This window comes from Nonomuraea sp. NPDC047529, from assembly GCF_040642995.1.
Taxonomy (GTDB): domain Bacteria; phylum Actinomycetota; class Actinomycetes; order Streptosporangiales; family Streptosporangiaceae; genus Nonomuraea.
In genome coordinates this window covers 131,326-156,988 of sequence record NZ_JBEYTJ010000010.1, presented here as the reverse complement: position 1 = coordinate 156,988, position 25,663 = coordinate 131,326, and the positions used below count along the sequence as shown (strand labels likewise).

Genomic DNA, 25,663 nt, shown 5'->3' with positions numbered 1-25,663 from the left:
CCTGATGGGAGAGGGCGATGGAGTGGAGTGCTCCCGGTTACACGGAGATCAGACAGCTCGGCGCGGGCGCGAGCGGGCGCGTCGTGCTGGGCGTGCACGACGAGACGGGCGTGAAGGTCGCGATCAAGTACCTCTCCGAGGCACTGCTGCGCGACCCCGCCGCCCTGTCCCGCTTCCAGGCCGAGGCGCGGGTGCTGACCTCGCTGCGCGATCCCAACATCGCCACGATGTGGGAGTACATCCAGGAGCCGAACGGCGCCTGCATCGTGATGGAGCTGGTCAACGGCGTCTCGCTGCGCGCCCTGCTGCGTGAGAACGGCACGACCGAGCCCGAGGCGGCGCTGGTCGTGCTGAAGGGCTCGCTGCTGGGCCTGGCCAGGGCCCACAGGTCCGGGGTCGTGCACAAGGACTACAAGCCCGAGAACGTGCTCGTCCGCGACGACGGCATGAGCAAGCTCGTGGACTTCGGCGTCGCGGTGCCGCAGGGCACGGCCACGCATCCGGAGGGCACGCCGCCCTACATGGCGCCGGAGTTGTGGGCCGGCAGGCCCGCCTCCCCGGCGACCGACGTGTACGCGGCCACCGCGGTCTTCTTCGAGTGCCTGACCGGGCACCGGCCGTACCGGTCCACCGAGGCCAGCGTGCTCGGCTACCAGCATGTGCACGCCCCGGTGCCCTTCCACGACGCGCCCGAGCCGGTTCAGGAGCTCGTCCGGCGCGGCCTGGCCAAGGAGCCGCGGGACCGGCCGCAGAGCGCCCTGGCCTTCGTGGAGGAGCTGGAGGCCACGGCGCGGGCCGCGTACGGCGAGGACTGGGAGGAGCGCGGCCGGCGGCGCCTGGCCGCGCTGGTGGCCCTGCTCGCGCTGCTGCTGCCGACCCCGCCGCAGCCCACCCCCGAGGTCACCACGTCGCTGGCCAGGACGGTCTTCCGCGGCCTGCGTTCCAACGCGGTGCGGGTGGGCATGGGCACCGCCCTGGTGGCGGTGGTGACGGTGGCGGTGGTGGTCGCGCTGGCCGCCCGGCGGCAGCCGCCCGAGCAGCCGGTCGGCGCGGCCGTCGCGGTGCCGCCGGCCACGACCGAGGCGGTGACCGCGCCGCCGGGCACCGAGGAGGCCGTGATCGCGCCGCCGAGGACGCCCGAGGCGACGCCGCGGACCTCGCCGGAGGGGCCGCCGTCCCCGTCGTCCTCGCCGGAGCTGCTGCCGCCGCCGACGGCCCCCGCCTCGCGACCGCCCACCACCACCGCTGCCCCGCGAACGCCGACGCGTACACCGACGCCCACGCCCACGCCCACGCCCACGCCCACGCCCACGCCCACGCCCACGAGGAAGCCGACCAGGACCGCCACGCCGAAACCCCCGGTGACGCCCGCCCCGACCCCCACGCCCACCCCGACCCCCACCCCGACGCCGACACCCGTCGCGACCGTCCTCGGGGTGAGCGTCGGTGACGTCACGGTCGACGACGACGGCGTCGCGCGCGCCTCCGTCGCCGTCCGGACCGGCGGGGGCGCCGCCGTCACCGCCACCGGGACGTGGACCGCGCCGGGCGACGACGGCCGCGTCCAGCGGCTGCGGCTCAGCGGCGCGACCTCCTACACCCGCGCCTTCACCTGGGACCTCGGCGAACGTCCCTGCGGCATGACCGTCACGCTGACCGTCGCCACCTCTCCCGCCGCGCCCGGCGGCCCCCGGTCGTCCTCGGTGTCGGTGCCGGCCTGCCCGACACGGGTGAGCGGGCTGTTCGTCTCGCTGGCGATGCCCGACGCGCCGGGGCTGACCGCGCGCGCCCAGGTCAGGGTGCTCGCCACCGGCGCCGGCGAGATCCCGGTCGAGGCCGCGTTCGCGGTGGACGGCGAGACCGTCGGCACCCGTACGGCGAGTCTGTCCGGCCGGACCGCCTACTCCCGCGTCTTCACCCACGCCTTCCGGTCGCGCCCCTGCGGCTCCACCCTCTCGGTACGGGTCCGCGCCGGCGACCGCGTCCAGACCGCCCGCGCCGAGGTCGCCTGCCCGCCCGCCGTACGGAAGGTCTCGGTCGTCCGGGCCGGGCTGGGCGAGAACGGCCTGGCGGCGACCATCTCGGTGGTCACGGCCGACGACCGGCCGGTGACGCTGGACGTGGGGTTCCTGATCGGCGGGGAATCGGTCGGCTCGGAGCGGGTCACGCTGTCCGGCGACACGACGTACACCAGGACGGTGAGCCGGGCGCTCAGGACCGTCCCGTGCGGCACCACCTGGACGGTCACGGCGAGCACGTCGCCCGCGGCGGACGGCGGCGCGGACCGGGCGACCGGGAAGACCCCGGAATGCCCTGGAGAAACCCCCGAGCCGGAAGAAACCCCAAAACCACAGGAAACGCCCAAACCACAGGAAACCCCACAATCCAATAAGACCGACACAGCGGACTAACCTCGCAAATTCGGCCATATCGGCATATCGGTGGCGGGAAAGCCCTTCCCTCTGGTTAAGCTACGCAGCGTTTGATGCGGGTGGGGGCCCGATGACTCCAGAGGAGACCGTTTATGTACGGCGAAGGTCAGTGGGGGGTCCCCGGCTACACCGAAGTCCGGGAACTGGGCAGCGGTGCCGCCGGCCGGGTGGTCCTGGCCACGCGCGATCACGACGGCGTGGAAGTCGCCATCAAATACCTCAATGACGAGCTCAGGTCCGACATGGGCTTCGTGGCCAGGTTCCGGCACGAGGCCCGGCTGCTCGGCACCCTGCAGAGCTCGCACCACGCGCGCCTGATCGACTACGTCGAGTCGGGGCAGGGCGCGGCGATCGTCATGGAGCTGATCAACGGCGTCTCGCTGCGCGAGATCCTGCGCTCCGAGGGGCCGACCGGGCCCGAGGCCGCGCTGGTCGTGCTCAAGGGCTCGCTCCAGGGCCTGGCCGCCGCGCACGCGATCGGCGTCGTCCATCGCGACTTCAAGCCCGAGAACGTGATGGTCCAGGGCGACGGCGTCAGCAAGCTGGTGGACTTCGGCATCGCGGTCCGGGCCGGCGAGGGGGTCAGCGCCGCGGGCACGCCGCCGTACATGGCGCCGGAGCAGTGGATGGGCGGGGCCGCCGGGCCCGCGACCGACGTCTACGCCGCCACCGTCGTGTTCTTCGAGTGCCTGACCGGCACCCGGCCCTACCGGGCGCCGAACATCGCCGCGCTCGCCCGTCAGCACCAGAGCGCGCCGCCGCCTGTCGAGGAGGTCCCGACGGCGCTGCAGAACCTGGTCGAACGCGGGCTGGCCAAGCAGCCGGGCGAGCGGCCGCCGTCCGCCGAGGCGTTCCTGACCGAGCTGGAGGCCATCGCGGCCGAGGCGTACGGCGCCGACTGGGAGGAGCGCGGACGCCGCCGCCTGGCCGCGCTGGCGGGCCTGCTGATCCTGCTGTTCCCGAGCCCGCTGCACGATCCCGCCGAGACGCAGACCGCGCTCACCGAGACCCGCTTTCCCGACCCCGCCCGCCTGCTGAGCAAGCTCTCGGCCAAGGTGGCGATCGGCGCGGTGGCCGTGGGCGTGGTGGTGGCCGTGGGCGTGATCCTGGTCAACTCCTCCACCGACGAGCCGGTGCTGCGGGCCCAGACGAGCGAGGTCACGCCCACCGGGGCCGACCCGGTGATCGAGGACGAGCCCACGGACGACCCCACGGAGGAGCCGACCGCGACGCCCGAGGAGAGCACCCAGGAGCCGGACCCGACGCCGACGTCCGCGGACCCGGTGGCCTCGACCCCGCCGGCCGTCCTGCCGACGGCGACGGCGTCGGCCTCGGCATCGCCGTCCAGGACGCCCCGGCCGACCCCGACGCGGAAGCCGACCAGGCGGCCGGTCAGGACGCCGAAGCCGACCCCGACGGACTCCCCCGAGCCGGACATCACCGGCAGGAACAGCACGACCAGCGACGGCAGCAGGCCCACCACCGCCGCCCCCACGCGCACCCCGCCCCCGACGCCCCCGACCACCGCCCCGCCCACCAGGACGCCCCCGACCAGCCAGCCCCCGACCAGCCCGGGCCCCTCGGAGACATCGCAGACGCCGACAAGGACCTCGACCGACGACGGCGAAGGCGGCGGGGGCGGCACCGAAACGCCCACCCTGGACAAGGTGGGCCAGGCTCAGGCCGGACTGCTCGCGCTCGGCCTGATGACGTCCGGCGCGGTTCCGGTCACACTTGCGGTGAAACGTCGCATGACGGGACGCCACAGGAAGCAGCGCTAGACGCGCCGGGGGGCCAAGGGGGATGGACAACCACAGGAACGGCATCGCCGGGTTCCGGCTGACCGAGCACACGTGGATGACCGAGCTGGGCAACTGGATCGACGCCATCTCGCCGGACGGCCGCAGGGCCGGGGCGCTGCTGTTCGACCCGCGGGTCATCGGCCGGCCCGGCGTCCGGGAGCGGGTGGTGAACACGGTCATGACCGACCAGCACCTCGTGCTGGGCGGCCTGGGCGGGCTGATCCCGGTGGCCGACGTGGTCGCGGCCGGCGACCAGGTGTGGCTGCTCACCGCGCAGGCGGTCAGCCCCACGCTGGCCGATCTGCTCTCCGGCGCGCCCATCGACCCGGCGGGGGCGGCGTCGGTGCTGATGGAGACCGGGCAGACGCTGCTCGCGCTGCACGCCGCCGGGGTCACGCACGGCTCGGTGCACCCCGGCACGGTGGTGATCACCGCCGAGGGGGCCGCGCTGCTGTCGGAGCGCGGCCTGTCCGACGCGATCCGCGGCCAGGTCTCGCCGCGCGAGCGGGACGCGGCGGGCTGGGCGTCGCTGGCCCGCGGGCTGGCCGCCTCGTTCACGCAGACCGCGCCGCGCGCCGCCGGCCTGTTCGAACGGGCCGCCGGCACGGCCACCACGCTCGGCCTCGACGCGGCCCGCGCCCTGCTGAGCCAGGAACGCGCGGCGCTGCCCGGCGGCCTGATCAGCCGGGACGCGCTGGCCCGTGCGGCACGCGGCCGGTCGGCGTTCGCGCAGGCGCCGTCGTTCGCCGCGCAGCCGCCGCCGGCGCCCCAGGACGAGGGCGACATCGTCACGCTGCTGCACGTGCCGTCGTCGGGGGCGCCGCCGCGCCTGCAGTTCGGGCCGGGGGTGGGCCCGGGAGCCGGCCCGGGCGCAGGGGCGGGGGCCGCCGGGACCGCGCAGCAGTACCGTCAGGAGACGACGGCCGAGCGGATCTGGCGCGAGGGACGTGACGGCGCGGCGACCGTCCACCAGCCGGAGAGGCGGTCCGGCGGCCGGGTGGCCAAGGTCTCGCGGCGACGGCGGCGGCGCACGATCCTGTCCACGGCGATCTTCGCGGTCGTCATGGCGGGCGCGATCGTGGCCTGGTTCCGGCTGACGGACGCCCCCGAGCTGGCGGTCCGGTCGATCGACGTGGTGGCGCCGAAGAAGACGCTGGGCTGCGACGGCGCGATCGTCCTCACCGCGACGGTGGTCACCAACGGAGGCGTGGGCGAGATCCGCTACGAGTGGCGCAAGAACCTGGACAAGGAGGTGGTCGAGGGCAGCCTGCGCACGAGCGCGGACAAGACGTCCTACTCGGTGCCGTTGCGCTGGACGTTGTCGGGCAAGAGCAACGTCAAGGCCACGGCCACGCTCAAGGTGCTCTCACCGGGCCCGGTGCGTACGGACAAGGCGAGCTTCACGTACAAGTGCTGACGTTCCCTGAATGCGCAACAAAGCGGTTCTTACTAATCTGACGGGCATGACCACGCAGACCCCCGCGGGCTGGTACCCCGACCCGTACGGAGAGCCGCAGCTCCGCTGGTGGGACGGCAACCAATGGACGGACGCCACCCACGCGCAGGAGCGGCAGCCTCAGCCGCAGCCGCAGCAGCCGTCCTCCGGGCCGCAGCCGGGCCCGGGGCCGCAGCCCCAGTCGTCCCCCGACTGGTCGGCCAGCCCGGCGAACCCCACTCTCCAGTACGGCCAGCCCACCTTCGGCCAGCCCCCCTACGGGCAGCCCGCGGCCGGACAGCAGCCCGCCCAGGGCCGTGCCGCCCACGGGCAGCCCACGCAGGGGCAGCCCGCCTTCGGGCAGCAGCCCACACAGCAGCCCACGCAGTGGTCCGGCGGTCCGCTGCCCGGCCCCGGGCAGGCGCCGCCCAAGCAGGGCAACCCGCTGCCGTGGGTGTTCGGCGGACTGGCCGCGCTGGTCGTGGTCGCGCTGATCGTGGTCGCCGGGATCTTCTTCCTCAACCGGGGCGGCAGCACCCCGGTGGCCTCGCCCTCCACCGAGGAGTCGCAGCCGTTCCCGACCGAGGAGCCGCCCTCCGGCGGGCCGCCGACCGAGCTGCCCTCGCAGGGCGGCGAGCTGCCGCAGCCCCAGGACGGCCGCATCACCGACGCGCGGAGCGGCCTGTCCTACCTGGCGCCCGACGGCTGGAAGGTGCCCGCGTACGGCGACGTCAACGGCTCGGACCCGTCCCAGCAGATGTGGACGAGCGGCGTGCAGGCCAGCTCGCAGGAGAACTACGAGGGCGACAAGGACTGGATCGGCAACGCCTACGCGGGCCCGCTGGCCGGGCTCATCCCGTACGCGGGCGCCTCGGGGCTGGAGGAGACGAGCAAGGCGCTGTTCATGCAGTTCAGCACCGAGTTCTACGAGCCGCAGCACACGACCAAGATCATCGAGAACAAGGGCGTCAAGATCGGCGACCGCCAGGCGTGGGTGATGCAGTTCCAGCTCGACTTCACCGCCGTGGCGGAGAAGAACGGCTACAAGTGGAAGAAGGAGAACGCCGCGATCGTGCTCATGGACCGCGGGCCGGGGCAGCGTCCGACGCTGCTGTACATCTCCGTTCCCGACAATCTGGGCACCGACGTGGTCGGCAAGGTTCTCGGCTCCCTCAAGCCCGCGTAAGCGGGTGGCACTAGGCTGGTGGGGTAACAAGCGGGCGGATTGCTCCGAGCCGCTGGGCGAGGAGATCGAATGAGTGACGTGCTGGTCTGGATCGACTGCGAGATGACCGGGCTCGACCTGGGGCGCGACGCGCTGGTCGAGGTGGCGTGTGTCATCACCGACAGCGAGCTCAATCAGCTCGACGAAGGCGTCGACGTGGTCATCAAGCCGCCGCCGGAGTCGCTGGAGCAGATGTCGCAGGTGGTGCGCGAGATGCACACCGCCTCGGGCCTGCTGCCCGAGCTGCCGGGCGGCGTCACGCTGGCCGAGGCGGAGTCGCTCGTGCTCGACTACATCCGGCGTCACGTGCCGGAGGCGAAGAAGGCGCCGCTGTGCGGCAACTCGATCGGCACCGACCGCACGTTCATCGCCAGGGACATGCCCGGCGTCGACGGCTATCTCCACTACCGCATGGTCGACGTGTCGTCGATCAAGGAGCTGGCCCGCCGCTGGTACCCGCGGGTCTACTTCGCGGCCCCCGAGAAGCAGGGCGGCCACCGCGCGCTGGCCGACATCAAGGAGAGCATCAGGGAGCTGCGCTACTACCGCGCGGCGATCTTCGTGGCCCAGCCCGGGCCCGACTCGGCGACCGCCCGGCAACTCGCCGAGCGGGTCAGCGGCTAATTGGATGGCGTAAAGACTCCCGAACCCCGCTACACTTTTCCTGTGCCGCCACGGAGTTGGCGGCCATGGTGGGTGTAGCTCAGTTGGCAGAGCGCCAGGTTGTGGTCCTGGATGTCGAGGGTTCAAGTCCCTTCACTCACCCCAAGCGCACAGCCGGTCCCTCGGGACCGGCTGTTGTCGTTTTCTCCCGACAACGCCCCCAAATCAGGACAATGCGAGTTATGCTCGCTGTCTACCGCTAACGCCGGAAGCACGGGGGCCATCGGCGATCAGACCGTCTGCGCGCCCCCGGAGGCCGGATGAGAGTCGACGACGCAGCGTTCGATAGCGTGCTCACGTCCTTGAGCAAACGCGAGGCCGAGGTCATGGACCTGATCGCCACGGGCCAGTCCAACGGCCAGATCGCCCAGCGCCTGTTCCTCAGCGAGAAGACCGTGAAGAACCACGTCAACCGGATCTACGCCAAGCTCGGCGTCGACTCCCGGGTGACGGCCATCGGGCTGTGGCTCTCGATCAGGAAGGACGGCGCCTGATCGGGTGAGGGTTTCAGCCGGGCGCGATCCTGCGTCCGGTCAGGCGGGTGGGCCTGATCTTCAGGTAGTGCTGGCGCCGCCCGCCGGCCCACGGCTCGACGCCCGTGCTCTCCGCCTCCGCGCGTTCCCGCTCGGTCGTGACGTGGTGGAGCGAGCCGCGGACCAGCACGCTCCAGCCACCCCGGGTCAGCTCCTCGATGCGGTCGACCTCGAACGCGACCTCGTACTCGACGTTCTCCACCCCTGTGTTCAGGTCCTCGTCGGTGCTGCCGCCCGCCACCGTGCGGAACACGATCGCCCCCTCGGACATGCGGAAGTTCACCGGCAGCACGGTCAGGCCGTAGCGGCCCTCGAAGGCGATGCGGCCCACTCCCCCGGACCGCAGCAGGTGCAGGCACTCCTCCTCGCCCAGCGGGAGCAGCGTCGGGTGCGCCGAGGCCGGGCCCACGCCGGCGGGCGTGTCCGCCACCTCCCCGAGCAGGCCCTCCACGGTCGTCTCCAGCGCCGCGGCCAGGCGGGTCAGGGCCTCGCGCACCGAGATGCCGGACTGGTCCTCCAGATAGGCGACGTAGCCGGCCGCCACGCCGGACCTGTCGGCCAGGTCCTGCCTGCTCAGGTTCAGCGATTCGCGGCGTTCGGCGATGCGGCGGCCCAGACGTTCCATCGTGGTCACTTGCTCAGACATACGAAATGCCCTACCCCGGATCTCCCCACTTCCCGGTGGTGTATCCGACAGAAATGGTTTAACCGATGCTCTCGGTGCCATATGGACCATGAATCGGAATCCCGGGAAGGAACGTGGTCATAGTGCGGAGAGCGCGCGTCGTCGTCGTGGGAGCGGGCTTCGCCGGCCTGGCCGCGACGCGGGAACTGGCCAAGGGCGGCGCCCTGGTCACGCTCGTGGACCGGAACCCCTACTCGACCTTCCAGCCCCTGCTCTACCAGGTGGCCACCGCGGGGATGGGCACGTCCGACATCTCTTACCCGATCCGTACGTTCGCTGCGAAGTGGCCGAACGTCCGCGCCCACCGGGCCGCGCTGAGCAAGGTGCACCCGTCCGACCGGCGGGTGGAGTTCGAGGACGGCTCCACCCTCGACTACGACTATTTGGTGATCGCCACCGGCGTCACCACCAACTGGATCCACGTGAGCGGCGCCGAGGAGAACGCGCTGCCGATCTACTCGCTGCGTGACGCGGCCGAGCTGCGGCGACGGCTCCAGCACTACCTGGAGGACACCGCGGCAGGCCGTCGCGAGGGCACCCACGTCGTGGTGGTGGGCGGCGGCGCGACCGGCGTGGAGACCGCGGGCACGCTGGCCGAGCTGCGCCGCCGTACGGTGCCGCTGACGCATCCGGAGATCCGGCCCGACCAGACGAGCGTCACCCTGGTCGAGCGGTTCGACTACGTGCTGGCGCCGTACAAGCCGCGGCTGCGGGACGCGGCGGCCGCGGCGCTGCGCAGGAGAGGCGTGCGGATGCGCCTGGGAGCCACGGTGGCGGGCGTGGAGCCGGACGCCGTCATCCTGGAGGACGGGACGCGCCTGGCGAGCGACGTGACCGTCTGGGCCCTCGGCGTCACCGCGCCCGAGGAGGTGACCGACTGGGGGCTGCCGCAGGGCAAGGGCGGCCGGATCACGCTCACCGACGCGCTGAACGTGCCCGGCCATCCCGAGATCTTCGTGGCCGGCGACCTCGCGGGGCAGCCGGACGCGCTGCCCCAGCTCGCCCAGCCGGCCATCCAGATGGGCAAGCACGTGGGCAGGCAGGTCCTGGCCGCGGCGCACGGGCGGCCGCTCAGCCGCTTCTCCTACCGCGACCCGGGGATCATGGCCACGGTCGGCAAGGCCGAGGCGGTGCTCCAGCTGCGCGACGGGCTGACCATGCGCGGCCTGCCCGCCTGGCTGGCCTGGATCTTCGTGCACGTGGCGTACCTGCTGGGCGGGCGCAACCGGGTCAGCGTGCTGCTGAACTTCTTCTGGCGCTACGGCGGGCCGCGCCGCAGCGCCACCAGCATCGCCTCGACCGAGTGAACGGCGCTCAGAGCGCGGCGGACAGCGCGTTCAGGCCGTGTTCGAGGTCGGTCTCGGGGATGTTCAGCGCCGGGCGCAGGCGTACGGACCGGGGCCCGCAGGGCAGCGCCAGCACGCCGTGCTCCTCCCTGAGCCGGGTCACGAACCCGTCGCGGGCGGCCTGGTCGGGCAGGTCGAAGGCGCACATCAGGCCCCTGCCGCGCACGGCCGAGACCGTGTCGGGGTGCTCGGCCTCCAGCTTGGTGAGCCGTTCGAGCAGGACGCCGCCGAGCGTGCCGGCCCGGGCGATCAGGCCGTCGCGTTCGACGATCTCCAGGATGCCGCGGCTGCGGACCATGTCCACCAGGCCGCCGCCCCACGTGGAGTTGATCCGGCCGCTGAGCTGGAAGACGTTGTCGGCCACCTGGTCGACCCTGCGGCCGGCCATGATCCCGCCGACCTGCACCTTCTTGGCGAAGGCCACCACGTCGGGGGCCAGGCCGAGCTGCTGGTAGGCCCAGGGCGTGCCGGTGGTGCCGCCGCCGGTCTGGACCTCGTCCAGGACGAACAGGGCGTCGTGCTCGTGGCACAGGTCCTGCATCGCGCGCAGGAACTCGGCCCGCATGTGGTTGTCGCCGCCCTCGCCCTGGATCGGCTCGGCGATGAAGCAGGCGATGTCGTGCGGGTGGCGGGCGAACGCCTCCCTGGCCTGGGCCAGCGCGCGGGCCTCGGCGGCCTCCACGTCGCCGAGGTGGATGGCCGGCACGTCGATGCGCGGCCAGTCGAACTTCGGGAAGCGGTCGGTCTTGCCCGGCTCGGTGTTGGTCAGGCTCAGCGTGTAGCCGCTGCGGCCGTGGAAGGCCCGGGTCAGGTGCATGACCTTGGTGCCCAGGTCGCGGGGGCGGCCGGCGGCCTCGTTGCGCCGGCTCTTCCAGTCGAAGGCGGTCTTGAGCGCGTTCTCCACGGCCAGGGCGCCGCCCTCGACGAAGAACAGGTGAGGCAGCTCCGGGTCGCCGAGCACCCGGGCGAACGTGTCGACGAAGTCGGCCAGGTGCTCGGTGTAGATGTCGGGGTTGGCGGGCTTGTTCCGGGCGACCTGGCCGAGCAGCGCGGCGAAGTCGGGGTCGAAGGGCGGGTTCACACCGAGGGGGGCGGACGCGAAGAAGGTGTAGAAGTCCAGGTAGCGGCGGCCGTTGCGGGCGTCGACCAACCAGGAGCCACGGCTGAGTTCGAGATCGAGGACGAGACGGTAGCCATCGACGAGCAGGTGACGGGCAAGGCGGGTGTGTACGTCCATGCCTTCTCCAATGTCGTGAGACAGGCCGGAGGTTCCTCACAGGGAACCCGGTCGTATCCGTAAAATTTACGGTATTCCTGCCCCGCGAGTGAACTTCTTCAAACGAAGTGACAGCACAATCATTGCGATTCCATACAGGATCGCGAAAATGCCGATCAGCCAGACAAGGCTCAGCATTCCGGCGCCGGGCCAGATGAGCAGCAGCACACCGAAGATCACCGACAGGATGCCGGCGATGATGAACATCCATTCGTTCTCGATGCTCTTGCGCAGCCGCACGCCCGCCACGATCTCGGAGACGCCGGAGATGATGGCCCAGAAGGCGATGAGGTAGAGCAGGGCGAGTGAGGTGATCCCCGGCCAGACGAAGGCGATGACACCCGCCACGATGCCGACGATGCCCGAGAAGATCAGCCAGGCCCGTGACCGGGCGCCGTGCCGGAAGGCGGCGAACAACTCGAAGACGCCGGAGACGATGGCGTACGCACCGAAGAAGATCACCAGCACCAGCAGCGTGATTCCCGGCCAGATCAACGCCAGCACACCGAAGATGATCGCGGCGATGCCACGGATGAGCAGCAGCCACCACGAGCGCGTAAGTTCCTGCATACTGGTCTGCTTTCCGTGATGAGTGCGAAAAGAGACCAGCTTCGGGTCAAATGTCTATCTACATGTGGGAGTAGACCACGATCGACACCGCGATGTACTGCACCAGGTACGCGGCGATCGTGAAGGCGTGGAAGACCTCGTGGAAGCCGAACCAGCGCGGCGACGGATCGGGCCGGCGCAGGCCGTAGACGACGGCGCCCGCCGAGTAGAAGACCCCGCCCACGGCCACCAGCACGACGGCGGCCACCCCGGCCCCTTCGAGCAGTTGCGGCATCACGAAGATCGCGGTCCAGCCCAGCGCCAGGTACAGGACGGTGTAGAGCCAGCGCGGCGCGCTCATCCAGAACACCCGGAACAGCACCCCGGCCAGCGCGCCGCCCCACACGACGGACAGCACGGCGACCCTGGCCGCGCCGTCGAGGGCCAGCAGGCCGAACGGCGTGTACGTGCCCGCGATGATCAGGTAGATGTTGGCGTGGTCGAACCGGCGCAGGACCTCGGCCAGGCGCGGCCCCAGCGTGCCCCGGTGGTAGGTCGCCGAGATGCCGAACAGCAGCGCCGAGGTGATGGCGTAGACGCCGGCCGCCAGGCGGGCCTGCTGGGTCGGGCCGAGCGCCACGAGCACGAACCCGGCCACCAGCGTCACCGGCAGCGCCCCGGTGTGCAACCAGCCACGCAGCCTCGGCTTCACGGTGATGGTCGTCATGTAACCTACGGTACCGTAGGTTACGGATTCGGCTGAAGTGCCGCTGGTCACAGTCCGTTCAGGAAGCGCACGGCGATCGGCACCGCCGCCGAGCGGCCCGAGCCCCCGTTCCTGACGAACACGCAGAACGCCAGGTCGTCCCGGTAGCCGATGAACCAGCCGTGCGACGTCTGGCCCTCGACCTCGGCGGTGCCCGTCTTGCCCGCCACGCCTGCCGGCAGGCCGGCCTGGCTGGCCGTCCCGTGGTCCACGACGGCGGCCATCATCTCCCGCAACGCCCCGACCACCCCCTCGTCCAGGTGGACGTCCGGGAACGGCTCGCCGTCCACGCGGCGCACGTCGTCCTCCGACAGCAGGCGGGGCGAGCGCCACGTGCCGCTCTGCACGGCGGCGGCCACGGTGGCCATGCACAGCGGGGTGGCCACCACCGTGCCCTGGCCGATGACGTTCAGGGAGAACATGTCCGTGTCGTCGGTCTCCTGCATCGTGCCGCACCGGCCGCCGACGCCCGTCGCCATCGTCCGGTCGAACCCCCACCGGGCGGCGGTCGCGCGCAGGTCCTCCATGGTCAGCCTGGTCGTGGCCTGCTCGACGAAGGTGGTGTTGCAGGAGTAGGCGTAGGCGTCGGCGAAGGTGACGGTCCCCCGGTCCGCGCCGCCGTCGTTGCTGATCGGCGCCGAGAAGTCCGGCGTGTACGAAGCCGGGCAGCCCATCTCGTCGGCCGGCGTGACCCCCTTCTCCAGCAGCGCGGCGGCCACGATCGTCTTGAACGTCGAGCCGGGCGGGAAGGCGTCGCGCACCGCGCTGAAGTTGTCCTCCAGCCGGTCGGCCAGGGCCAGGATCTCGCCCGTGCTCGGTCTGAGCACCACGATCGAGGAGTCGGCCACGCCGTCCAGGGCCCGCGCGGCGGCCGCCTGGACCGGCCGCGACAGGGTGGTGCGCTCGACGTTCGCCTTCGGCAGGCGGCTCAGCAGCGCCTTGTCGGGCTGTCCCGGCACCCTCGACACCAGCTCCAGCCCCTTGTTGGCCTTGGCGAACTCGGGCCTGAGCGGGTTGAGATAGGAGTCGGCGTAGCTGTCGTTGGGGATCTTGGCGCCCTCGCTGGTGACCAGCTCGGCCGCCGTCGCCTCGACCTCCTCCAGCTCCAGCGTGCCGCCGCCCTTGAGCAGCGGGTGCAGCGTCTCGGGCGTCCACAGCACCCGCCAGGTCCGGTCGCGCACGCCCAGCCGCAGCGTGCTCTCGAACGGCCACGGCCCGAGGTCGGTCAGCTCGCGCACGCCCGCGAAGCGCACCTCGGCCGACTCCTCCCCCGTGCCGCGCACCGGGCCCGGCGTGAGGCTGATCGACTCGACGCCCAGCTTCTGCGACAGCGAGCGGTGCCGGTCGAAGAAGTCGGCCGGCGGCCGGTCCACCAGCAGGGCCATGCCCGCGACGTCGCCTTTCCGCCAGGCGTCGAAGTAGGCGGCGGCGGTCTGGGCGGCGCTGCCCTTGACGTGGTCGGCGGCCAGAACGGCGAAGGCGCCCGCCCCTAATATCGCGACAACCGCGATGACGAGCACAATCAGCCTTCTCCGTCGCATACGGTTCTCCCAGGGAGGGATCAGCGTGGCACGTGGACAGCGGGAACCGATGCCTGGCCTTTATCCGGTGACGTTCGGTGAGGTCGAACTTCTCCGGGACCTGGACAGGCAGGACGGCTGGGTGCTGTCCAAGGATGGCGTACCGCAGTCGTACGTTGACCTGCAAGACCCGACATTTCTGGATTTCGAGTACGTCCGGCTCATGGCCGACGTCATCGACCTGCTGCCCGAAGGGCCGCTGAGCTGCGTCCACGTCGGGGGCGGCGCGTGCACGATCCCCCGCTATGTCGCGGCCACCCGTCCGGGCTCGCGGCACATCGTGATCGAGCCCGACGGCCTGCTGGTGAACCTCGTCCGTGAGCAGCTCGACCTGCGCTCGGTCCCCCGCCTGAAGGTCATCGTGGCCGGCGGCCGCGAGGGCACGGCCAAGGTGTGGGACGAGTCGGCCGACCTGGTCGTGCTGGACGCGTTCACGGGCGCCACGATGCCGGTGGAGCTGGCCACCGTGGAGTACATGGGCGACCTGGCTCGCGTGCTGCGCCCGGACGGCACGCTGCTGGTCAACATGGCCGACGGCAAGGGCCTGGCGTTCGCCAAGCGGCTGCTGGCCACGGTGTGCGACACGTTCCGGCACGTGGCGCTGCTGGCCGAGCCGGGGATCATGCGGGGCCGCCGGTTCGGCAACCTGATCGTCGCGGCCTCGCGTACGGAGCTGCCGCTCGACCTGCTGACCCGGCGCGCGGCCGGCGGGCTCACCCAGGCGCGCTGCCTGCACGGGGAGGCGCTGAAGAACTTCATCGGCGGCGCCTACCCCATCAAGGACGGCGACTCCGTCCTCGCCCCGGTCCCGCCCCCGGCCGTCTTCGGCTGAGTCAGCGGTCGGCCGGGCCGAGGTAGGCGAGCACGGCGGCCACCCGTCTGTGCACGTCGCCGCTGTTCTCCAGCCCCAGCTTGGTGAAGATGGCGTTCACGTTCTTCTCCACCGAGGAGATCGACAGGTGCAGGGCGCGGGCGATGCCGGCGTTGGAGCGGCCGTGGGCCATCTCGCGCAGCACGTCGCGCTCCCTCGGGGTCAGCGACTCCCCCTGCCCGCGGACCTCGCGCCTGGCCAGCAGGCCCTCGACCACCTTGGGGTCGATGACCGAGCCGCCGCCGGAGACCGCCCGGATCGCGCCGAGCAGCTCGTCGAGGTCGCCCACGCGGTCCTTCAGCAGGTACGCGAACCCGGCCGTCCCGTGCTTGAACAGCTCGAAGGCGAACAGGGCGTCGGAGAACTGCGACAGCACCACCACCCCGATGCCGGGATGCGCGGCCCTGATGCGATGGGCCGCGTCGATGCCCTCGAAGCCCTGACGCCACTGCCCTCCGGGCATGCGGATGTCGGTGACGACGACCTGCGGCTCCAGCCTGCGTACGGCGTCCAGCAGCTCGTCGGCGTCGCCGACCGCGCCGACGACGGTGACCTCGCCGGACAGTTCGAGGAGCTGCCGGGTGCCCTCGCGTACCAGGTAGTGGTCGTCGGCGACGACCGTGCGGACGGGCTCAGGCATCGGCCGGCACCCAGGCGTGCATACGCGTCCCCTTTCCGGGCTCGCTGTCGAGTTCCATGCCGCCGCCCAGGGCGTCCAGGCGGTCGGCGAGCGTGGCCAGGCCCCGGCGGTCGGCGGCGGCCGGGTCGAAGCCCTTGCCGTCGTCGGCGACGGTGGCCCGTACGCGGCCCGGCGCCAGGGTCAGGCGCACCTCGATCCGGGCGGCGTCGGCGTGCTTGAGCGCGTTGGCGACGGCCTCGCTGACGGTGAAGTACATCGCGCCCTCGATCTCGTCGGCGAAGCGGCGGGCCCGCAGCCCGGGGTCGGAGGTGACGGTCGTGGGCACGGGCAGCCGGGAGCAGCGTTCCTCGACGGCCTCCACCAGGCCGCCCTGGCTGAGCGCCGACGGGTGGATGCCGGCGGCCAGCTCGCGCAGGTCGGTGAGCGTCTGGCGGGCCTGCTCGCGCAGGCGGGCCAGCGCGTCGGGGCCGGCGCCGGTGACGCGGGCCAGCTCCAGCCCGGCGATGAGGGCGACGAGCTGTTGCTGAACGCCGTCGTGGATGTTGCGCTCGATCCGCCGTCGCTCGGCCTCCTGCGCGTTGACCAGGCGGGCGACCAGCCCGGCGCTCTGGATCGCCAGCCCGGCGGGCACGGCCAGGGCCTCCAGGAAGCGCCGGTCCTCCCGGTCGTACCGGCCGGCTCGGCGCGGGCCCAGCTCGATGCGTCCGAGGCCGCCGCGCACGGGTACGGTCAGCGCCGTCCCGCCCTCCTCCTCGCCCGCGGCCACCCGGGTCCCGTCGGCCAGCTCCACGGCCGCCCACCTGGCCTCCAGCCCGTCGCGGACGGCGGCGGCGAGCCGTCCGAGCTGCTCGACGGGCTCGGGCGTGGCCGCCAGCGCGGTGCCGAGCCCGGACAGCACCTCGTCGACGGTGGGCCGCAGATCGAAGATCAGGTGCAGGCGGGAGCCCCGCAGGCCGAACCGGATGTCGAGCAGCCGGTACCGGACGATCCCCACCAGGACGGCGGCCGGCAGCGCCGTCATCAACGCGAAGACGCCGATCAACGCGGCACCCCACAGCCGCGTGCTCAGCACGTACAGAAGCAGCACGCCAGCGAGGAGCTGGACGGCGGCGCCCGCGACCATCCAGGCGTACTGGCCGCGCTCGGCCGGCTCACTGCGCCGCCAGCGGACCACGAGCCCGGCGAGGACCACGACGGCTGTCAGGAAGACGAGGAGCTGACCCAGCGCGCTGGCCAGGGACGCCCAGATCAAGGCGGCGGACAGCTCGGCGGGCAGCTCTCCCGGCCGGGCGGGATCGGTCACGAACAACCCGTATCCCACCGTGTGCATGGCGATCGCGATCCCGCCGAACCAGCCCACGGGCCGCCAGCGGCGGGACGGCAGGCGGCCGTCGGGAAAGAGCAGTGGGACGAAGATCCAGGTCAGGCCGTAGTACATGGCGTAGAGCGCGGACATCCAGACGACGACCGGCCCGGCGTAATGGAACCTGATGGCCAGGCCGGAGCCCAGCGTGCCGAGGCCGAGGCAGGCGGCGGCGGCCAGGAACAGCCAGCCGTAGCGCAGGTCGGCGCGGCGGACGACGAGCAGCCAGCCCAGCGCGGGCAGCACCACGCCGAGGACGGCGTAGGCCCACTCCTGCGGCGCGATGCCCGTCCGGGACTCCATCAGCGCGCCCGCGAGGGCGCCTCCGGCCCCGATCGTCGCCAGCGACCCGGCGAGCAGCCTGGAACTCATGAACCACCATCGTCTGGGGGAACCGAAAGGGCGTCTATGAGGTTATCCGCACATTTCATGCGGCTACCCTCACCTGCGAGAACGGTGGCCCATATGGTGGGCGCGGGCCCGGCCGCGGCTGTTGGCTGGGGTCATGTCTCACCACAAGTTCGCGGTTCCGGCCACGGCCGGGGTCAGGTCTCACCACAGGTTCCCGGTTCCGGCCACGGCCGGGGTCAGGTCTCACCGCAGGTTCCCCGTTCTGGCGACGGCCGTCATGGCGGCGGCGGTGACCGCCTGCGCGGCGCAGCCCGTCCCCGCCCTCGCCACGGTCACGGCCGCCACCACGTCCACCCCCGCCGCCCGCGCGGCGGCGGAGATCCCCGACACCCCCGCCGGCAGGCAGCTCACCTGGCTGCTGGACGCCGTCAACCGGCTGCCGGTCGGCGACGCCGAGCTGGCCGGGCACTTCGCGCCGAGCTTCCTCGAACGCATCCCCCCGGCGCAGGTCAACCAGGCGCTGGCCGGGTTCGGGGGCATGCGGCTGGACAGGCTGGACCAGGCCCAGGAGCGGTCGCTGTCGGCCACCGTCACGGCGGCCGGCAAGGCGTTCACCCTCGCGCTCAGCGTGGACGGCACCGACAGGATCGACTACATCCAGTTCAGCGGCGTCGCACCGGCGAGCTGGTCGGAGCTGGACCAGCGGCTGCGCCAGGTCGCGCCGCGCGCCGGCTTCCTGGCCGCCGAGCTGACCGGCGACGGCCGCTGCCGCCCGGTGCACGCGGTGGCCGGCGCGAAGACCTTCCCGCTCGGCTCGATGTTCAAGCTGTACGTGCTGGGCGCGGTGGCCGAGCGCATCAGGAGCGGCGCGTTCGGCTGGGACACCCGGCTCACGATCCGGCCGGAGCTGAAGAGCCTGCCGAGCGGCGAGCTCCAGGACCGCCCGGACAACAGCCAGGTGACGGTGCTGGAGGCGGCCCGGCTGATGATCTCCATCAGCGACAACACCGCCGCCGACCTGCTGATCGACAAGGCCGGCCGCCGGACGGTCGAGCGGGTCATGCGCTCGTGGGGCGGCGACCGGCGCAACGTGCCGTTCCTGACGACCAGGGAGCTGTTCGTGCTCAAGGGCGCCGACCACCCCCGGTACGCCGAGCGGTACCTGTCGCTCGGCACGTCCGCGCGCCGCGACTACCTGGCCCGGGTCGTGGACAAGGTGCCGGTGTCGAAGGTGCGGGCCTGGAGCGAGCCGCGCGAGCTGGACCGGCTGGAGTGGTTCGCCACGCCCGCCCAGGTCTGCCGGGCCTACGGCGAGCTGGCCCGGCTGAAGGACGCCCGCGTCGGCGAGGTGTTGTCGATCACCGACGCGGGGTTGCGGCTGGACAAGGCGCAGTGGCCCGTGGTGTGGCACAAGGGCGGCTCGGAGCCGGGCCTGGTGGCCATGAGCTTCCTCGCCCGTACGGCCGGCGGCCGGACGTACGTGGTGTCCACGACCGCCGTGAACCCGTCCGCGCCGCTCCAGCAGGGGCCGGTGGCCCAGGAGCTGCTGACGCTGACGCGGGGGGCGTTCACGCTCGTGACGTCCTCATAGGGCGGCGTGGGCGAGGTCGACGAACAGGGCCGAGGACCAGCCGAAGCCGGTCGTGGCGCGGCCCGCCCGCCGTCCCGTGAGGGGGTTCCAGTACTCGTACAGACCGCCGCCGTCGCGCACCATGGCCAGGGTGCGCGCGGCGAGCTCGTCGGCGACGTCCGGACGGCCGGAGCGGCGCAGGCCGTCGATCAGCAGGTAGTTGACGTTCAGCCAGACCGGGCCGCGCCACATGGCGTCGGGGTCGAAGCGCGGGTCGTCGAAGGCCACCGTGGGGACCGGACGTTCGGCCCAGAAGGAGGGCGAGGTCAGGTCCTGGACCAGCCGGTCCGCGATCTCGGCCGGGAGGCGGCCGGTGAGCAGCGGCATGAGGTCGAGCGGCGTGCGCACGTCGGCGTCGGCAGCTCCGGCGACCTTGGTGACGAAGCGGTGGCCGTTCCAGCGGCGTTCGACCATGCGGTCCACGAGTTCCTGGGCCCTGGCCCGCCACCCGCCGGCGTCCTTGCCGAGCACGGTGGCGATGTCGCCCAGGCGGTCGTACTGGAGGGCCAGGTAGGAGTTCAGGTCCGGGGGCTCGGCGCGCGGGCCGCCGTCCCAGATCGGGCTGTCGTCCAGGCCCGACGAGTACGGGTGCAGGTACTCGGCCAGGCCGTCGCCGTCCGGGTCGGAGTGGGCGAACCACCATTCCTGCGACCTGACCAGCGGCTCGTAGACCTCGGCCAGGAAGGCGGGATCGGGGTCCACCTCGTGGATCTTCCACACGGCCCACGCGGTGAGCGGCGGCTTGGTGACGGGCACGACGTGCCGGATCGGCTCGCCGCCGACGTGCTGGGCGAGCCGGGCCAGGTCGGAGCGCGGCAGGTCGGTGGTCTCGGCGAGCACTCCGTGGTCGTGCACGACGTCGGGGATCAGGCCGTCGGGCCGCTGGTTGTCGAGCAGGATGCGGATCTGCTCCCTGGCCAGGGCGGGGTCGGCGTGCCTGAGGGCGATGGCGTGGAAGTAGGAGTCCCAGTTCCACAGGCCGACGTAGCCGTACTTGGAGGGGACGAGGGACTCCCTGCCCTGGATGCGTACCAGGTTGACCGCCAGCGTCCACCAGGCCTGCTCGGCGCGTTCGCGCAGCTCGGCGGGGACGGCGGGCATCCGGGCGAACCAGGCGGCCCAGCGTTCGGCGGCCCGGGCCAGGACCTCGGCCCCGTCGCGGACGGTCGGCTCGCCGGCGAGGGTGACACAGCCGTCGATGGCGGTCTCGCCGCCGTCCCAGACGGCCCGGGCGCCCTCGCCGACCGCGACGAGGGTGCCGGGGTCGGCGAAGGCCAGGGTCACGTCGCCGTCGAGCTCCACCCGGTCGGGCAGGGCCCGGCGTACGCGCAGCTCCCGGGAGCCGGCGTAGAACCGCAGGCCGGCGCGGACGGTCGTGTCGTCGAGCCGGGTCTCGTAGAGCGCCTCGGCGACGCGCAGCGAGCCGTCGTCGGCCGCCATGACGAGCAACCGCGAGCCGCGCTCGGTGAAGGGGCGTTCGCGCAGGTCCAGCACTTACTTTCCTCCCAGGCCGGAGGCGGCCATCGAGTTGATGATCTTCCGCTGCCCGATCAGGAACGCGATCAGCGTCGGCACCACGGCGATCGCCGAGGCCGCCAGGATCTGCCCGTAGTCGGTCGCGCCGTGCTGCTGGGCGAACTGGCTGAGCAGCAGCGGGACGGTGAACAGCTCCGGCGTGTTCAGGAAGATCAGCGGGAACAGGAACGAGTTCCAGGACGCCAGGAACACGATGATGCCGAGCGCGCCGAGCCCCGGCCGGATGTTGGGCAGCACGATGCTCCAGAAGCACCGCCACCGGCCCGCGCCGTCGATCCTGGCCGCCTCCTCCAGCTCGATCGGCACCGCCCTGATGAACTGGCGCAGCAGGAACACCGCGAACGGGTTCGCGATCGTCGGGACGATCAGCGACAGGTGGGAGTCGATCCAGCCGAACTTGGCCAGCATCAGGTACAGCGGCACGATCGTCACCTGCGACGGCACCATCTGCGTGGCCAGGAACAGCACGAACAGCACGCCCGAGCCTCTGAACCTGATCCGGGCGAAGGCGTAGGCGGCCATCGCCGAGGTGAGCAGGGTGAGCACCACGTTCAGGGCGGCGATGTAGAAGCTGTTCCAGTACGCCAGCCCGAACGGCATGGTCGACAGCGCGTCGGGATAGTTCTGCCAGGTCCAGGGGTCCGGCAGCCAGGCGGTCGGGTCGTTGATCATCTGCCGCACGCCCTTGGCGGAGGTGAACAACATCCACACGAACGGGAACAGCATGAGCAGCCCGCCGACCGTGAGCGCGGCGTGCAGACCGATCTGCCGTGATCTCATGCGTACCGCCTCACGAGTCGTAGTGGACGAAGCGCTTCTGCGCGGCGAACTGGACCAGCGTCACGAGCAGCGTCAGCACCAGCAGGATCAGGGCGGCCGCGCTGCTCGGCCCGAACTCGAACTTCTTGAAGCCGAGATCGAAGATGTGGTACACGATCGTGCGCGCGCCCTCGTTGTCCTTCGGGTCCACCAGCACGTAGATCTGGTCGAACGCCTGGAACGAGCTGATCACCGCGACCACGCTGGAGAAGAAGATGGTGGGCGACAGCAGCGGCAGCGTGACCGACCGGAAGATCCGGAAGGGGCTCGCGCCGTCGATCCTGGCAGCCTCGACGACCTGCGGCGGGATGGTCTGCAGCCCGGCCATGAAGATCACCACGTTGAGGCCGAGCGAGGACCAGATCGTCACCACGGCGATGGCCACGATGACCCAGCCGGGGTCGAGCAGCCAGTCGGGGCCGCTGACGCCGAACCAGCGCCGGAGCGAGGTGTTCAGCACGCCGTTCTCGTCGCCGGCCAGGATGACCTGCCACATCAGGGCGACGGCCACCGAGCTGGTGACGACCGGCATGAAGTACACGACCCGGTAGACGTTGCTGCCCTTGATGCTGTTCAGGGCCACCGCGATCAGCACCGCGAGGGCGAGCCCGAACGGCACGGTCAGCAGCGCCAGCTTGACCGTGTTCCACACCGCGCGGCCGAACAGCGGGTCGGTGAGCTGGGCGGCGAAGTTGGACAGCCCGGCCCACGACTTCTCGCCGAGCCCGTCCCAGTTCATGAAGGCCAGCACCACGGCGAACCCGAGCGGGATCACCAGGAACACCACCAGCGCGCCGACCTGCGGCGCGAGGAAGATCGCGGCCCACCAGCCGTCGCGGTCGCGCAGCTTCTTGGCGGGCCGCGCGGCGGTCTTGCCGCGCGGCCCGGCGAGCACGGCCATCCGCTAGCCCAGCTTGCCGTCGACGAGGGTCTGCAGCTCGGTCATGCCCTGCTCGAAGCCGAGCTTGCCCTGCCAGACCTTCATCAGGTGCTCGTTGATCGAGGCGGTCAGGCCGGGCACCGCGACCTCTTCGGGATAGTTCGCGAAGCCGGTGTCACGCACGTCGAGGAAGGTCTGGGCGTGCGCGGGGTAGTTGCCGGCCAGCACGACCTGCTCGGCGCCCTTGATCGAGGGCACCGCGCCGCCGTCCTTGAGCCGCATGAGCTGGCCCTCCTTGCTGACGAATTCCGTCAGGAAGGTGAAGGCCTCCTTGGGCTGCTTGGTGCCCTTGTTGAGCGACAGGTAGGAGGCCGCCACGGCGCCGGGCATCGGCTCGCCGGTCTCGGACGGGAACGGGACGATGTCGTAGTTGTCCAGCTCGCCGCCCTTCTTGACGATGTCGATCACCCAGCGGCCGCCGGCGTAGAAGCCGACCTTGTGCTTGATGAGCTGGGTGTTCCCGCTGTTGCTCGCGGGCTGCAGGTCCGCGCTCAGGAACGTCTTGTCCTGGTAGCCCTTGGCCAGGGTCTCCAGCGCCTTGCGGGACTTGGGGTCGGTGGTGGCGACGAACTTGCCGCCGTCCCAGACCTTGCCGCCGAAGCCGGAGATGACCGAGTACGTGGATCCGTACCAGTTCCAGTAGACGGACCCGCCCAGGCCCGCGGCCTTGAGCTTGGCGTTCATGTCCAGGTACTTGGCCATGGTCCACTGCTTGGACGCGTTGAGGGTGGCCGGGTCCTCGGTGATGCCGGCGGCCTTCAGGGCCTTCTTGTCGTACCAGAGGACCTCGGGGTTGGTGTCGTTCGGGACGCCGTAGATCTGGCCGTCCTTCTTGGCGCCGCCGTACACGCCCTCGAAGAAGTCCTCGGGCTTGCTCTTGGAGTCGGGGCCCGCGAGCTGGTCGTTGAGCGGCTGGACGACCCCGGCGGAGACGAACTTGCCGATGTTGTCGTCGCCCACGAAGAACACGTCGGGGGCGGTGCCGCTGGTGAGCTGGGCGAGCAGCTTGGGGTGGTAGTCCTCGTACTTGGCGACGGACTCCAGCTTGAGCTTGATGTTCGGGTGGCGCTGCTCGAAGTCCTTGGTGAAGGACTCGTAGAGCTTGACGTCCTCGGCCGATCCCCAGGTGGACCAGCGGACGGTGACCTGCCCCGCGGCGGCGTTCCCGCTCACGCCTGGAACATTCCCGCCACCGCCGCTGCAGGCGGTGGCGGCGGTGGCGAGCAGACCCAGTACGGCCAGCGCACGCTTCATGATGGGCTCCTTCAGGGGGTGGTGCTGTTGGGGGCTACGCGAGCCCGCCGCCGTCGACGACGAGAGCGGATCCGGTGACGTAACTGGCGGCGTCGCTCGCCAGGAAGAGGACGGCCTGGGCGATCTCCTCGGGGCTGCCGGAGCGGCCCATCGGCCGGTCGGCGGCGTCGGCCTCGAAGGCGGCCCAGTCCTCGTTGAGCTGGCGGGCCTCGTCCCGCAGCATCGGGGTGTTCGTGTCGCCGGGGTTGACGGAGTTCACCCGGATCCCGGCCTTGGCGTGGTCGATCGCCAGCGCCCTGGTCATGTTGACGACGGCCGCCTTGGAGGCGCAGTAGGAGATCGCGTTCCCACCGCCCTTGAGCCCCCAGCCGGAGCCGGTGTTGACGATCGAGCCGCCCTCGGTCATGAGCGGGATCGCGTGCTTGCACATCAGGAACACCGAGCGCACGTTGACCGCCATCACGCGGTCCCACTCGTCCACGTCGAGGTCGAGCGCGGTGGTGCGGCGGATGATGCCCGCGTTGTTGAACAGCACGTGCAGGCCGCCGTAGGTGTCCACGGCCGTGCGGGCGATGCGCCGGCAGTCCTCCTCCGCGGACACGTCCCCCTGGACGGCGACCGCGGACGCCCCCGCCTGCGTGATCGCCTTGGCCGTCTCCTCGGCCCCCGCGCCGTCGATGTCGGCGACGACGACCTGGGCGCCCGCCTCGGCGAAGAGCACCGCCGTCGCCCGGCCGATGCCGGAGGCACCGCCGGTGACGATCGCGACCTTGCCATCGAGCCTGTTCATCCGTAGAACTCCTCACTTGCCGCACAAATGCGATAAATCGTGCTTTCGCGGTATCCGGTGATCACCCGTACGTGCCCGGCCAGCTTCCGGTCCAGTTCCTGGTCCCCGCTGTCGGCCAGCAGCGGCCGCCCCCCGAGCCCGGCCAGCTTCTGCTGCGTGGCCAGCACGACCAGCCGGTCGCCACCGCCGCCCCCGAGCACCTCGTCGAGCACCCGGGGCGAGACCTGCTGGTTGCCGCGGCCGAGCACGAAGCCCTGGCCGCCGATCACCGACAGCACGATGACCGATTCCCGGCCGCGTACCAGCTCGAACAGCTCCCCTTCGGTCACGTCGGCGGCCACCAGGTCGGCGCCGCCGTCCGCGCGGGCCTCGACCACGTCCACGCCGAGCAGCGTGGTGGCGAGCCCGAGCTCCCTGCCCACGGCCGCCGTGGTGGCGCCGGGGCCGAGCACGTAGCGCGCCCCCGGCCGCAGCCGGGCCGCGACCGCGCGGGCGATGCCCTCGACCGTGGCCGGAGCCGCGTCCGAGGAGCCCGCCTTGCGCCCCGACAGAGCCGCGCGACCTGCCGGGACGCGCAGGCTACCGTAGAGCCGGGGGCTGACGAGCCCCCGGCGGTAGCGCTCCTCGTCCAGGTCCACCACTTCGGCCTCGACGGTCTCCGGCCGGGCCAGGAAGTCGGCCGCGACGAACCCGGCGGTGGCCGGGCTGAGCGCGAAGCAGCCCGAGTACACCTTGACCCCGGCCGGTATGCCCAGCACGGGCGGCGCCTGGCCGCCCAGCTCCCGCGCGGCGTCGAGCACGTCGCGGGCCGTGCCGTCGCCGCCGGCGAACAGCAGCAGGTCCACGTCCGCCAGCGCGGCGACGGCCGCCCGCGTGTCGGCCGCGGTGGTCGCGTCCTGGACGCCGGAGGGCACCAGCTCGTACGGGACCGCGGCGGCGCGAGCGCTGTCCTCGCCCATCGCCCCCGCCACGGTCACCAGCCGGACCCCGGGACGGCGGGCCAGCAGCGTGGCGACGGCCTGCGCGGCCCGCCGCCCGGCCTTGGGCTCGGCGCCCTTGGCCAGGGCCGCGCGCTGCACGTCGGCGCCGTCGCTGCCCTTGAGCCCCACGGACCCGCCCAGCCCGGCGACCGGGTTGACGACCAGCCCGATCACGCCGTTCCCTCCGGACGCCATGG

The 25,663-nt window shown here is 71.9% G+C and carries 22 protein-coding genes and 1 tRNA gene; 10 read left to right on the top strand and 13 right to left on the bottom strand.

The window, feature by feature from the left end; translation table 11 throughout:
• Nucleotides 1-17: 17 nt before the first annotated feature.
• From ABZ815_RS18400 to ABZ815_RS18370, 7 genes are all read left to right on the top strand, one after another.
• Nucleotides 18-2,411: a serine/threonine-protein kinase gene (locus ABZ815_RS18400; protein WP_357699241.1), complete on the top strand. Its 2,394-nt coding sequence runs from the start codon at nucleotides 18-20 to the stop codon at nucleotides 2,409-2,411.
• Nucleotides 2,412-2,524: 113 nt separating this feature from the next.
• Nucleotides 2,525-4,213 carry a protein kinase gene (locus ABZ815_RS18395; protein WP_357699239.1) on the top strand — a complete coding sequence of 563 codons (1,689 nt, stop codon included), beginning with the start codon at nucleotides 2,525-2,527 and terminating at the stop codon, nucleotides 4,211-4,213.
• A 22-nt stretch (nucleotides 4,214-4,235) separates the two neighbouring features.
• Nucleotides 4,236-5,651, top strand: a complete 1,416-nt coding sequence (locus tag ABZ815_RS18390; RefSeq protein ID WP_357699237.1) for a hypothetical protein — start codon at nucleotides 4,236-4,238, stop codon at nucleotides 5,649-5,651.
• A 46-nt stretch (nucleotides 5,652-5,697) separates the two neighbouring features.
• Nucleotides 5,698-6,855 (top strand): DUF2510 domain-containing protein, encoded by a 1,158-nt coding sequence (locus ABZ815_RS18385; protein WP_357699235.1) that lies wholly within the window; start codon nucleotides 5,698-5,700, stop codon nucleotides 6,853-6,855.
• Nucleotides 6,856-6,924: 69 nt separating this feature from the next.
• A complete protein-coding gene (gene orn / locus ABZ815_RS18380) occupies nucleotides 6,925-7,518 on the top strand; it encodes an oligoribonuclease (RefSeq protein ID WP_357699233.1) in 594 nt (197 codons plus the stop codon).
• A gap of 68 nt (nucleotides 7,519-7,586) precedes the next feature.
• Nucleotides 7,587-7,662, top strand: a tRNA-His gene (locus ABZ815_RS18375).
• Between the two features lie 155 nt (nucleotides 7,663-7,817).
• Complete coding sequence (locus ABZ815_RS18370; RefSeq protein ID WP_357699231.1) at nucleotides 7,818-8,051, top strand: helix-turn-helix transcriptional regulator; 234 nt, start codon at nucleotides 7,818-7,820, stop codon at nucleotides 8,049-8,051.
• Nucleotides 8,052-8,064: 13 nt separating this feature from the next.
• Here the strand turns inward: ABZ815_RS18370 and ABZ815_RS18365 are convergent, their stop codons facing one another.
• Nucleotides 8,065-8,736, bottom strand: a complete 672-nt coding sequence (locus tag ABZ815_RS18365; protein ID WP_357699229.1) for a pyridoxamine 5'-phosphate oxidase family protein — start codon at nucleotides 8,734-8,736, stop codon at nucleotides 8,065-8,067.
• 122 nt (nucleotides 8,737-8,858) lie between these two features.
• Here ABZ815_RS18365 and ABZ815_RS18360 point away from each other — a divergent pair, with 122 nt between their 5' ends.
• The gene (locus tag ABZ815_RS18360) at nucleotides 8,859-10,082 is read left to right on the top strand and encodes an NAD(P)/FAD-dependent oxidoreductase (protein WP_357699227.1); all 1,224 of its coding nucleotides are present in this window, start codon (nucleotides 8,859-8,861) and stop codon (nucleotides 10,080-10,082) included.
• Between the two features lie 7 nt (nucleotides 10,083-10,089).
• Here ABZ815_RS18360 and lat read toward each other — a convergent pair whose 3' ends face one another.
• The 4 genes from lat to ABZ815_RS18340 form a co-directional block, all read right to left on the bottom strand.
• On the bottom strand, nucleotides 10,090-11,358 hold the full coding sequence (gene lat / locus ABZ815_RS18355; protein ID WP_357699225.1) for an L-lysine 6-transaminase: 1,269 nt from the start codon (nucleotides 11,356-11,358) through the stop codon (nucleotides 10,090-10,092).
• Nucleotides 11,359-11,424: 66 nt separating this feature from the next.
• Complete coding sequence (locus ABZ815_RS18350; RefSeq protein ID WP_357699224.1) at nucleotides 11,425-11,967, bottom strand: HdeD family acid-resistance protein; 543 nt, start codon at nucleotides 11,965-11,967, stop codon at nucleotides 11,425-11,427.
• Between the two features lie 58 nt (nucleotides 11,968-12,025).
• Nucleotides 12,026-12,673, bottom strand: a complete 648-nt coding sequence (locus ABZ815_RS18345) for a hemolysin III family protein (RefSeq protein WP_357699222.1) — start codon at nucleotides 12,671-12,673, stop codon at nucleotides 12,026-12,028.
• Nucleotides 12,674-12,720: 47 nt separating this feature from the next.
• Nucleotides 12,721-14,232, bottom strand: coding sequence for a penicillin-binding transpeptidase domain-containing protein (locus ABZ815_RS18340; RefSeq protein WP_357699220.1), 1,512 nt, complete (start codon nucleotides 14,230-14,232; stop codon nucleotides 12,721-12,723).
• Between the two features lie 88 nt (nucleotides 14,233-14,320).
• On the opposite strand from ABZ815_RS18340, the gene ABZ815_RS18335 reads away from it, so the two are divergent.
• A complete protein-coding gene (locus ABZ815_RS18335; protein WP_357699218.1) occupies nucleotides 14,321-15,124 on the top strand; it encodes a fused MFS/spermidine synthase in 804 nt (267 codons plus the stop codon).
• Nucleotide 15,125: 1 nt separating this feature from the next.
• Here ABZ815_RS18335 and ABZ815_RS18330 read toward each other — a convergent pair whose 3' ends face one another.
• On the bottom strand, nucleotides 15,126-15,803 hold the full coding sequence (locus tag ABZ815_RS18330) for a response regulator transcription factor (protein WP_357699216.1): 678 nt from the start codon (nucleotides 15,801-15,803) through the stop codon (nucleotides 15,126-15,128).
• A complete protein-coding gene (locus tag ABZ815_RS18325) occupies nucleotides 15,796-17,538 on the bottom strand; it encodes an ATP-binding protein (RefSeq protein WP_357699214.1) in 1,743 nt (580 codons plus the stop codon). The genes ABZ815_RS18330 and ABZ815_RS18325 overlap by 8 nt, the downstream gene beginning before the upstream one ends.
• A gap of 133 nt (nucleotides 17,539-17,671) precedes the next feature.
• Here ABZ815_RS18325 and ABZ815_RS18320 point away from each other — a divergent pair, with 133 nt between their 5' ends.
• The gene (locus ABZ815_RS18320; RefSeq protein WP_357699212.1) at nucleotides 17,672-19,108 is read left to right on the top strand and encodes a serine hydrolase; all 1,437 of its coding nucleotides are present in this window, start codon (nucleotides 17,672-17,674) and stop codon (nucleotides 19,106-19,108) included.
• On the opposite strand, the gene ABZ815_RS18315 is transcribed toward ABZ815_RS18320, so the two are convergent.
• From ABZ815_RS18315 to ABZ815_RS18290, 6 genes are read right to left on the bottom strand one after another with little or no spacing between them, the layout of a single operon-like run.
• Nucleotides 19,103-20,641, bottom strand: a complete 1,539-nt coding sequence (locus ABZ815_RS18315; RefSeq protein WP_357699210.1) for a glycogen debranching protein — start codon at nucleotides 20,639-20,641, stop codon at nucleotides 19,103-19,105. The genes ABZ815_RS18320 and ABZ815_RS18315 overlap by 6 nt on opposite strands.
• Nucleotides 20,642-21,463: a carbohydrate ABC transporter permease gene (locus ABZ815_RS18310; RefSeq protein ID WP_357699208.1), complete on the bottom strand. Its 822-nt coding sequence runs from the start codon at nucleotides 21,461-21,463 to the stop codon at nucleotides 20,642-20,644.
• 10 nt (nucleotides 21,464-21,473) lie between these two features.
• Nucleotides 21,474-22,403, bottom strand: a complete 930-nt coding sequence (locus ABZ815_RS18305) for a sugar ABC transporter permease (protein ID WP_357699206.1) — start codon at nucleotides 22,401-22,403, stop codon at nucleotides 21,474-21,476.
• A 3-nt stretch (nucleotides 22,404-22,406) separates the two neighbouring features.
• The gene (locus tag ABZ815_RS18300; RefSeq protein ID WP_357699204.1) at nucleotides 22,407-23,696 is read right to left on the bottom strand and encodes a sugar ABC transporter substrate-binding protein; all 1,290 of its coding nucleotides are present in this window, start codon (nucleotides 23,694-23,696) and stop codon (nucleotides 22,407-22,409) included.
• Nucleotides 23,697-23,730: 34 nt separating this feature from the next.
• Complete coding sequence (locus ABZ815_RS18295; protein WP_357699202.1) at nucleotides 23,731-24,486, bottom strand: SDR family NAD(P)-dependent oxidoreductase; 756 nt, start codon at nucleotides 24,484-24,486, stop codon at nucleotides 23,731-23,733.
• The gene (locus ABZ815_RS18290) at nucleotides 24,483-25,661 is read right to left on the bottom strand and encodes an NAD(+)/NADH kinase (protein WP_357699200.1); all 1,179 of its coding nucleotides are present in this window, start codon (nucleotides 25,659-25,661) and stop codon (nucleotides 24,483-24,485) included. Before ABZ815_RS18290 ends, ABZ815_RS18295 begins: the two co-directional genes overlap by 4 nt.
• Between the last annotated feature and the right edge of the window lie 2 nt (nucleotides 25,662-25,663).

What these genes read in the sequence shown, in the direction of transcription:
- ABZ815_RS18400 (WP_357699241.1), top strand. Translation starts at nt 18, where the DNA reads ATGGAGTGGAGTGCTCCCGGTTACACGGAGATCAGACAGCTCGGCGCG.
- ABZ815_RS18395 (WP_357699239.1), top strand. Translation starts at nt 2,525, where the DNA reads ATGTACGGCGAAGGTCAGTGGGGGGTCCCCGGCTACACCGAAGTCCGG.
- ABZ815_RS18390 (WP_357699237.1), top strand. Translation starts at nt 4,236, where the DNA reads ATGGACAACCACAGGAACGGCATCGCCGGGTTCCGGCTGACCGAGCAC.
- ABZ815_RS18385 (WP_357699235.1), top strand. Translation starts at nt 5,698, where the DNA reads ATGACCACGCAGACCCCCGCGGGCTGGTACCCCGACCCGTACGGAGAG.
- orn (WP_357699233.1), top strand. Translation starts at nt 6,925, where the DNA reads ATGAGTGACGTGCTGGTCTGGATCGACTGCGAGATGACCGGGCTCGAC.
- ABZ815_RS18370 (WP_357699231.1), top strand. Translation starts at nt 7,818, where the DNA reads ATGAGAGTCGACGACGCAGCGTTCGATAGCGTGCTCACGTCCTTGAGC.
- ABZ815_RS18365 (WP_357699229.1), bottom strand. Translation starts at nt 8,736, where the DNA reads ATGTCTGAGCAAGTGACCACGATGGAACGTCTGGGCCGCCGCATCGCC.
- lat (WP_357699225.1), bottom strand. Translation starts at nt 11,358, where the DNA reads ATGGACGTACACACCCGCCTTGCCCGTCACCTGCTCGTCGATGGCTAC.
- ABZ815_RS18350 (WP_357699224.1), bottom strand. Translation starts at nt 11,967, where the DNA reads ATGCAGGAACTTACGCGCTCGTGGTGGCTGCTGCTCATCCGTGGCATC.
- ABZ815_RS18345 (WP_357699222.1), bottom strand. Translation starts at nt 12,673, where the DNA reads ATGACGACCATCACCGTGAAGCCGAGGCTGCGTGGCTGGTTGCACACC.
- ABZ815_RS18330 (WP_357699216.1), bottom strand. Translation starts at nt 15,803, where the DNA reads ATGCCTGAGCCCGTCCGCACGGTCGTCGCCGACGACCACTACCTGGTA.
- ABZ815_RS18325 (WP_357699214.1), bottom strand. Translation starts at nt 17,538, where the DNA reads ATGAGTTCCAGGCTGCTCGCCGGGTCGCTGGCGACGATCGGGGCCGGA.
- ABZ815_RS18320 (WP_357699212.1), top strand. Translation starts at nt 17,672, where the DNA reads ATGTCTCACCACAAGTTCGCGGTTCCGGCCACGGCCGGGGTCAGGTCT.
- ABZ815_RS18310 (WP_357699208.1), bottom strand. Translation starts at nt 21,463, where the DNA reads ATGAGATCACGGCAGATCGGTCTGCACGCCGCGCTCACGGTCGGCGGG.
- ABZ815_RS18305 (WP_357699206.1), bottom strand. Translation starts at nt 22,403, where the DNA reads ATGGCCGTGCTCGCCGGGCCGCGCGGCAAGACCGCCGCGCGGCCCGCC.
- ABZ815_RS18300 (WP_357699204.1), bottom strand. Translation starts at nt 23,696, where the DNA reads ATGAAGCGTGCGCTGGCCGTACTGGGTCTGCTCGCCACCGCCGCCACC.
- ABZ815_RS18295 (WP_357699202.1), bottom strand. Translation starts at nt 24,486, where the DNA reads ATGAACAGGCTCGATGGCAAGGTCGCGATCGTCACCGGCGGTGCCTCC.
- ABZ815_RS18290 (WP_357699200.1), bottom strand. Translation starts at nt 25,661, where the DNA reads ATGGCGTCCGGAGGGAACGGCGTGATCGGGCTGGTCGTCAACCCGGTC.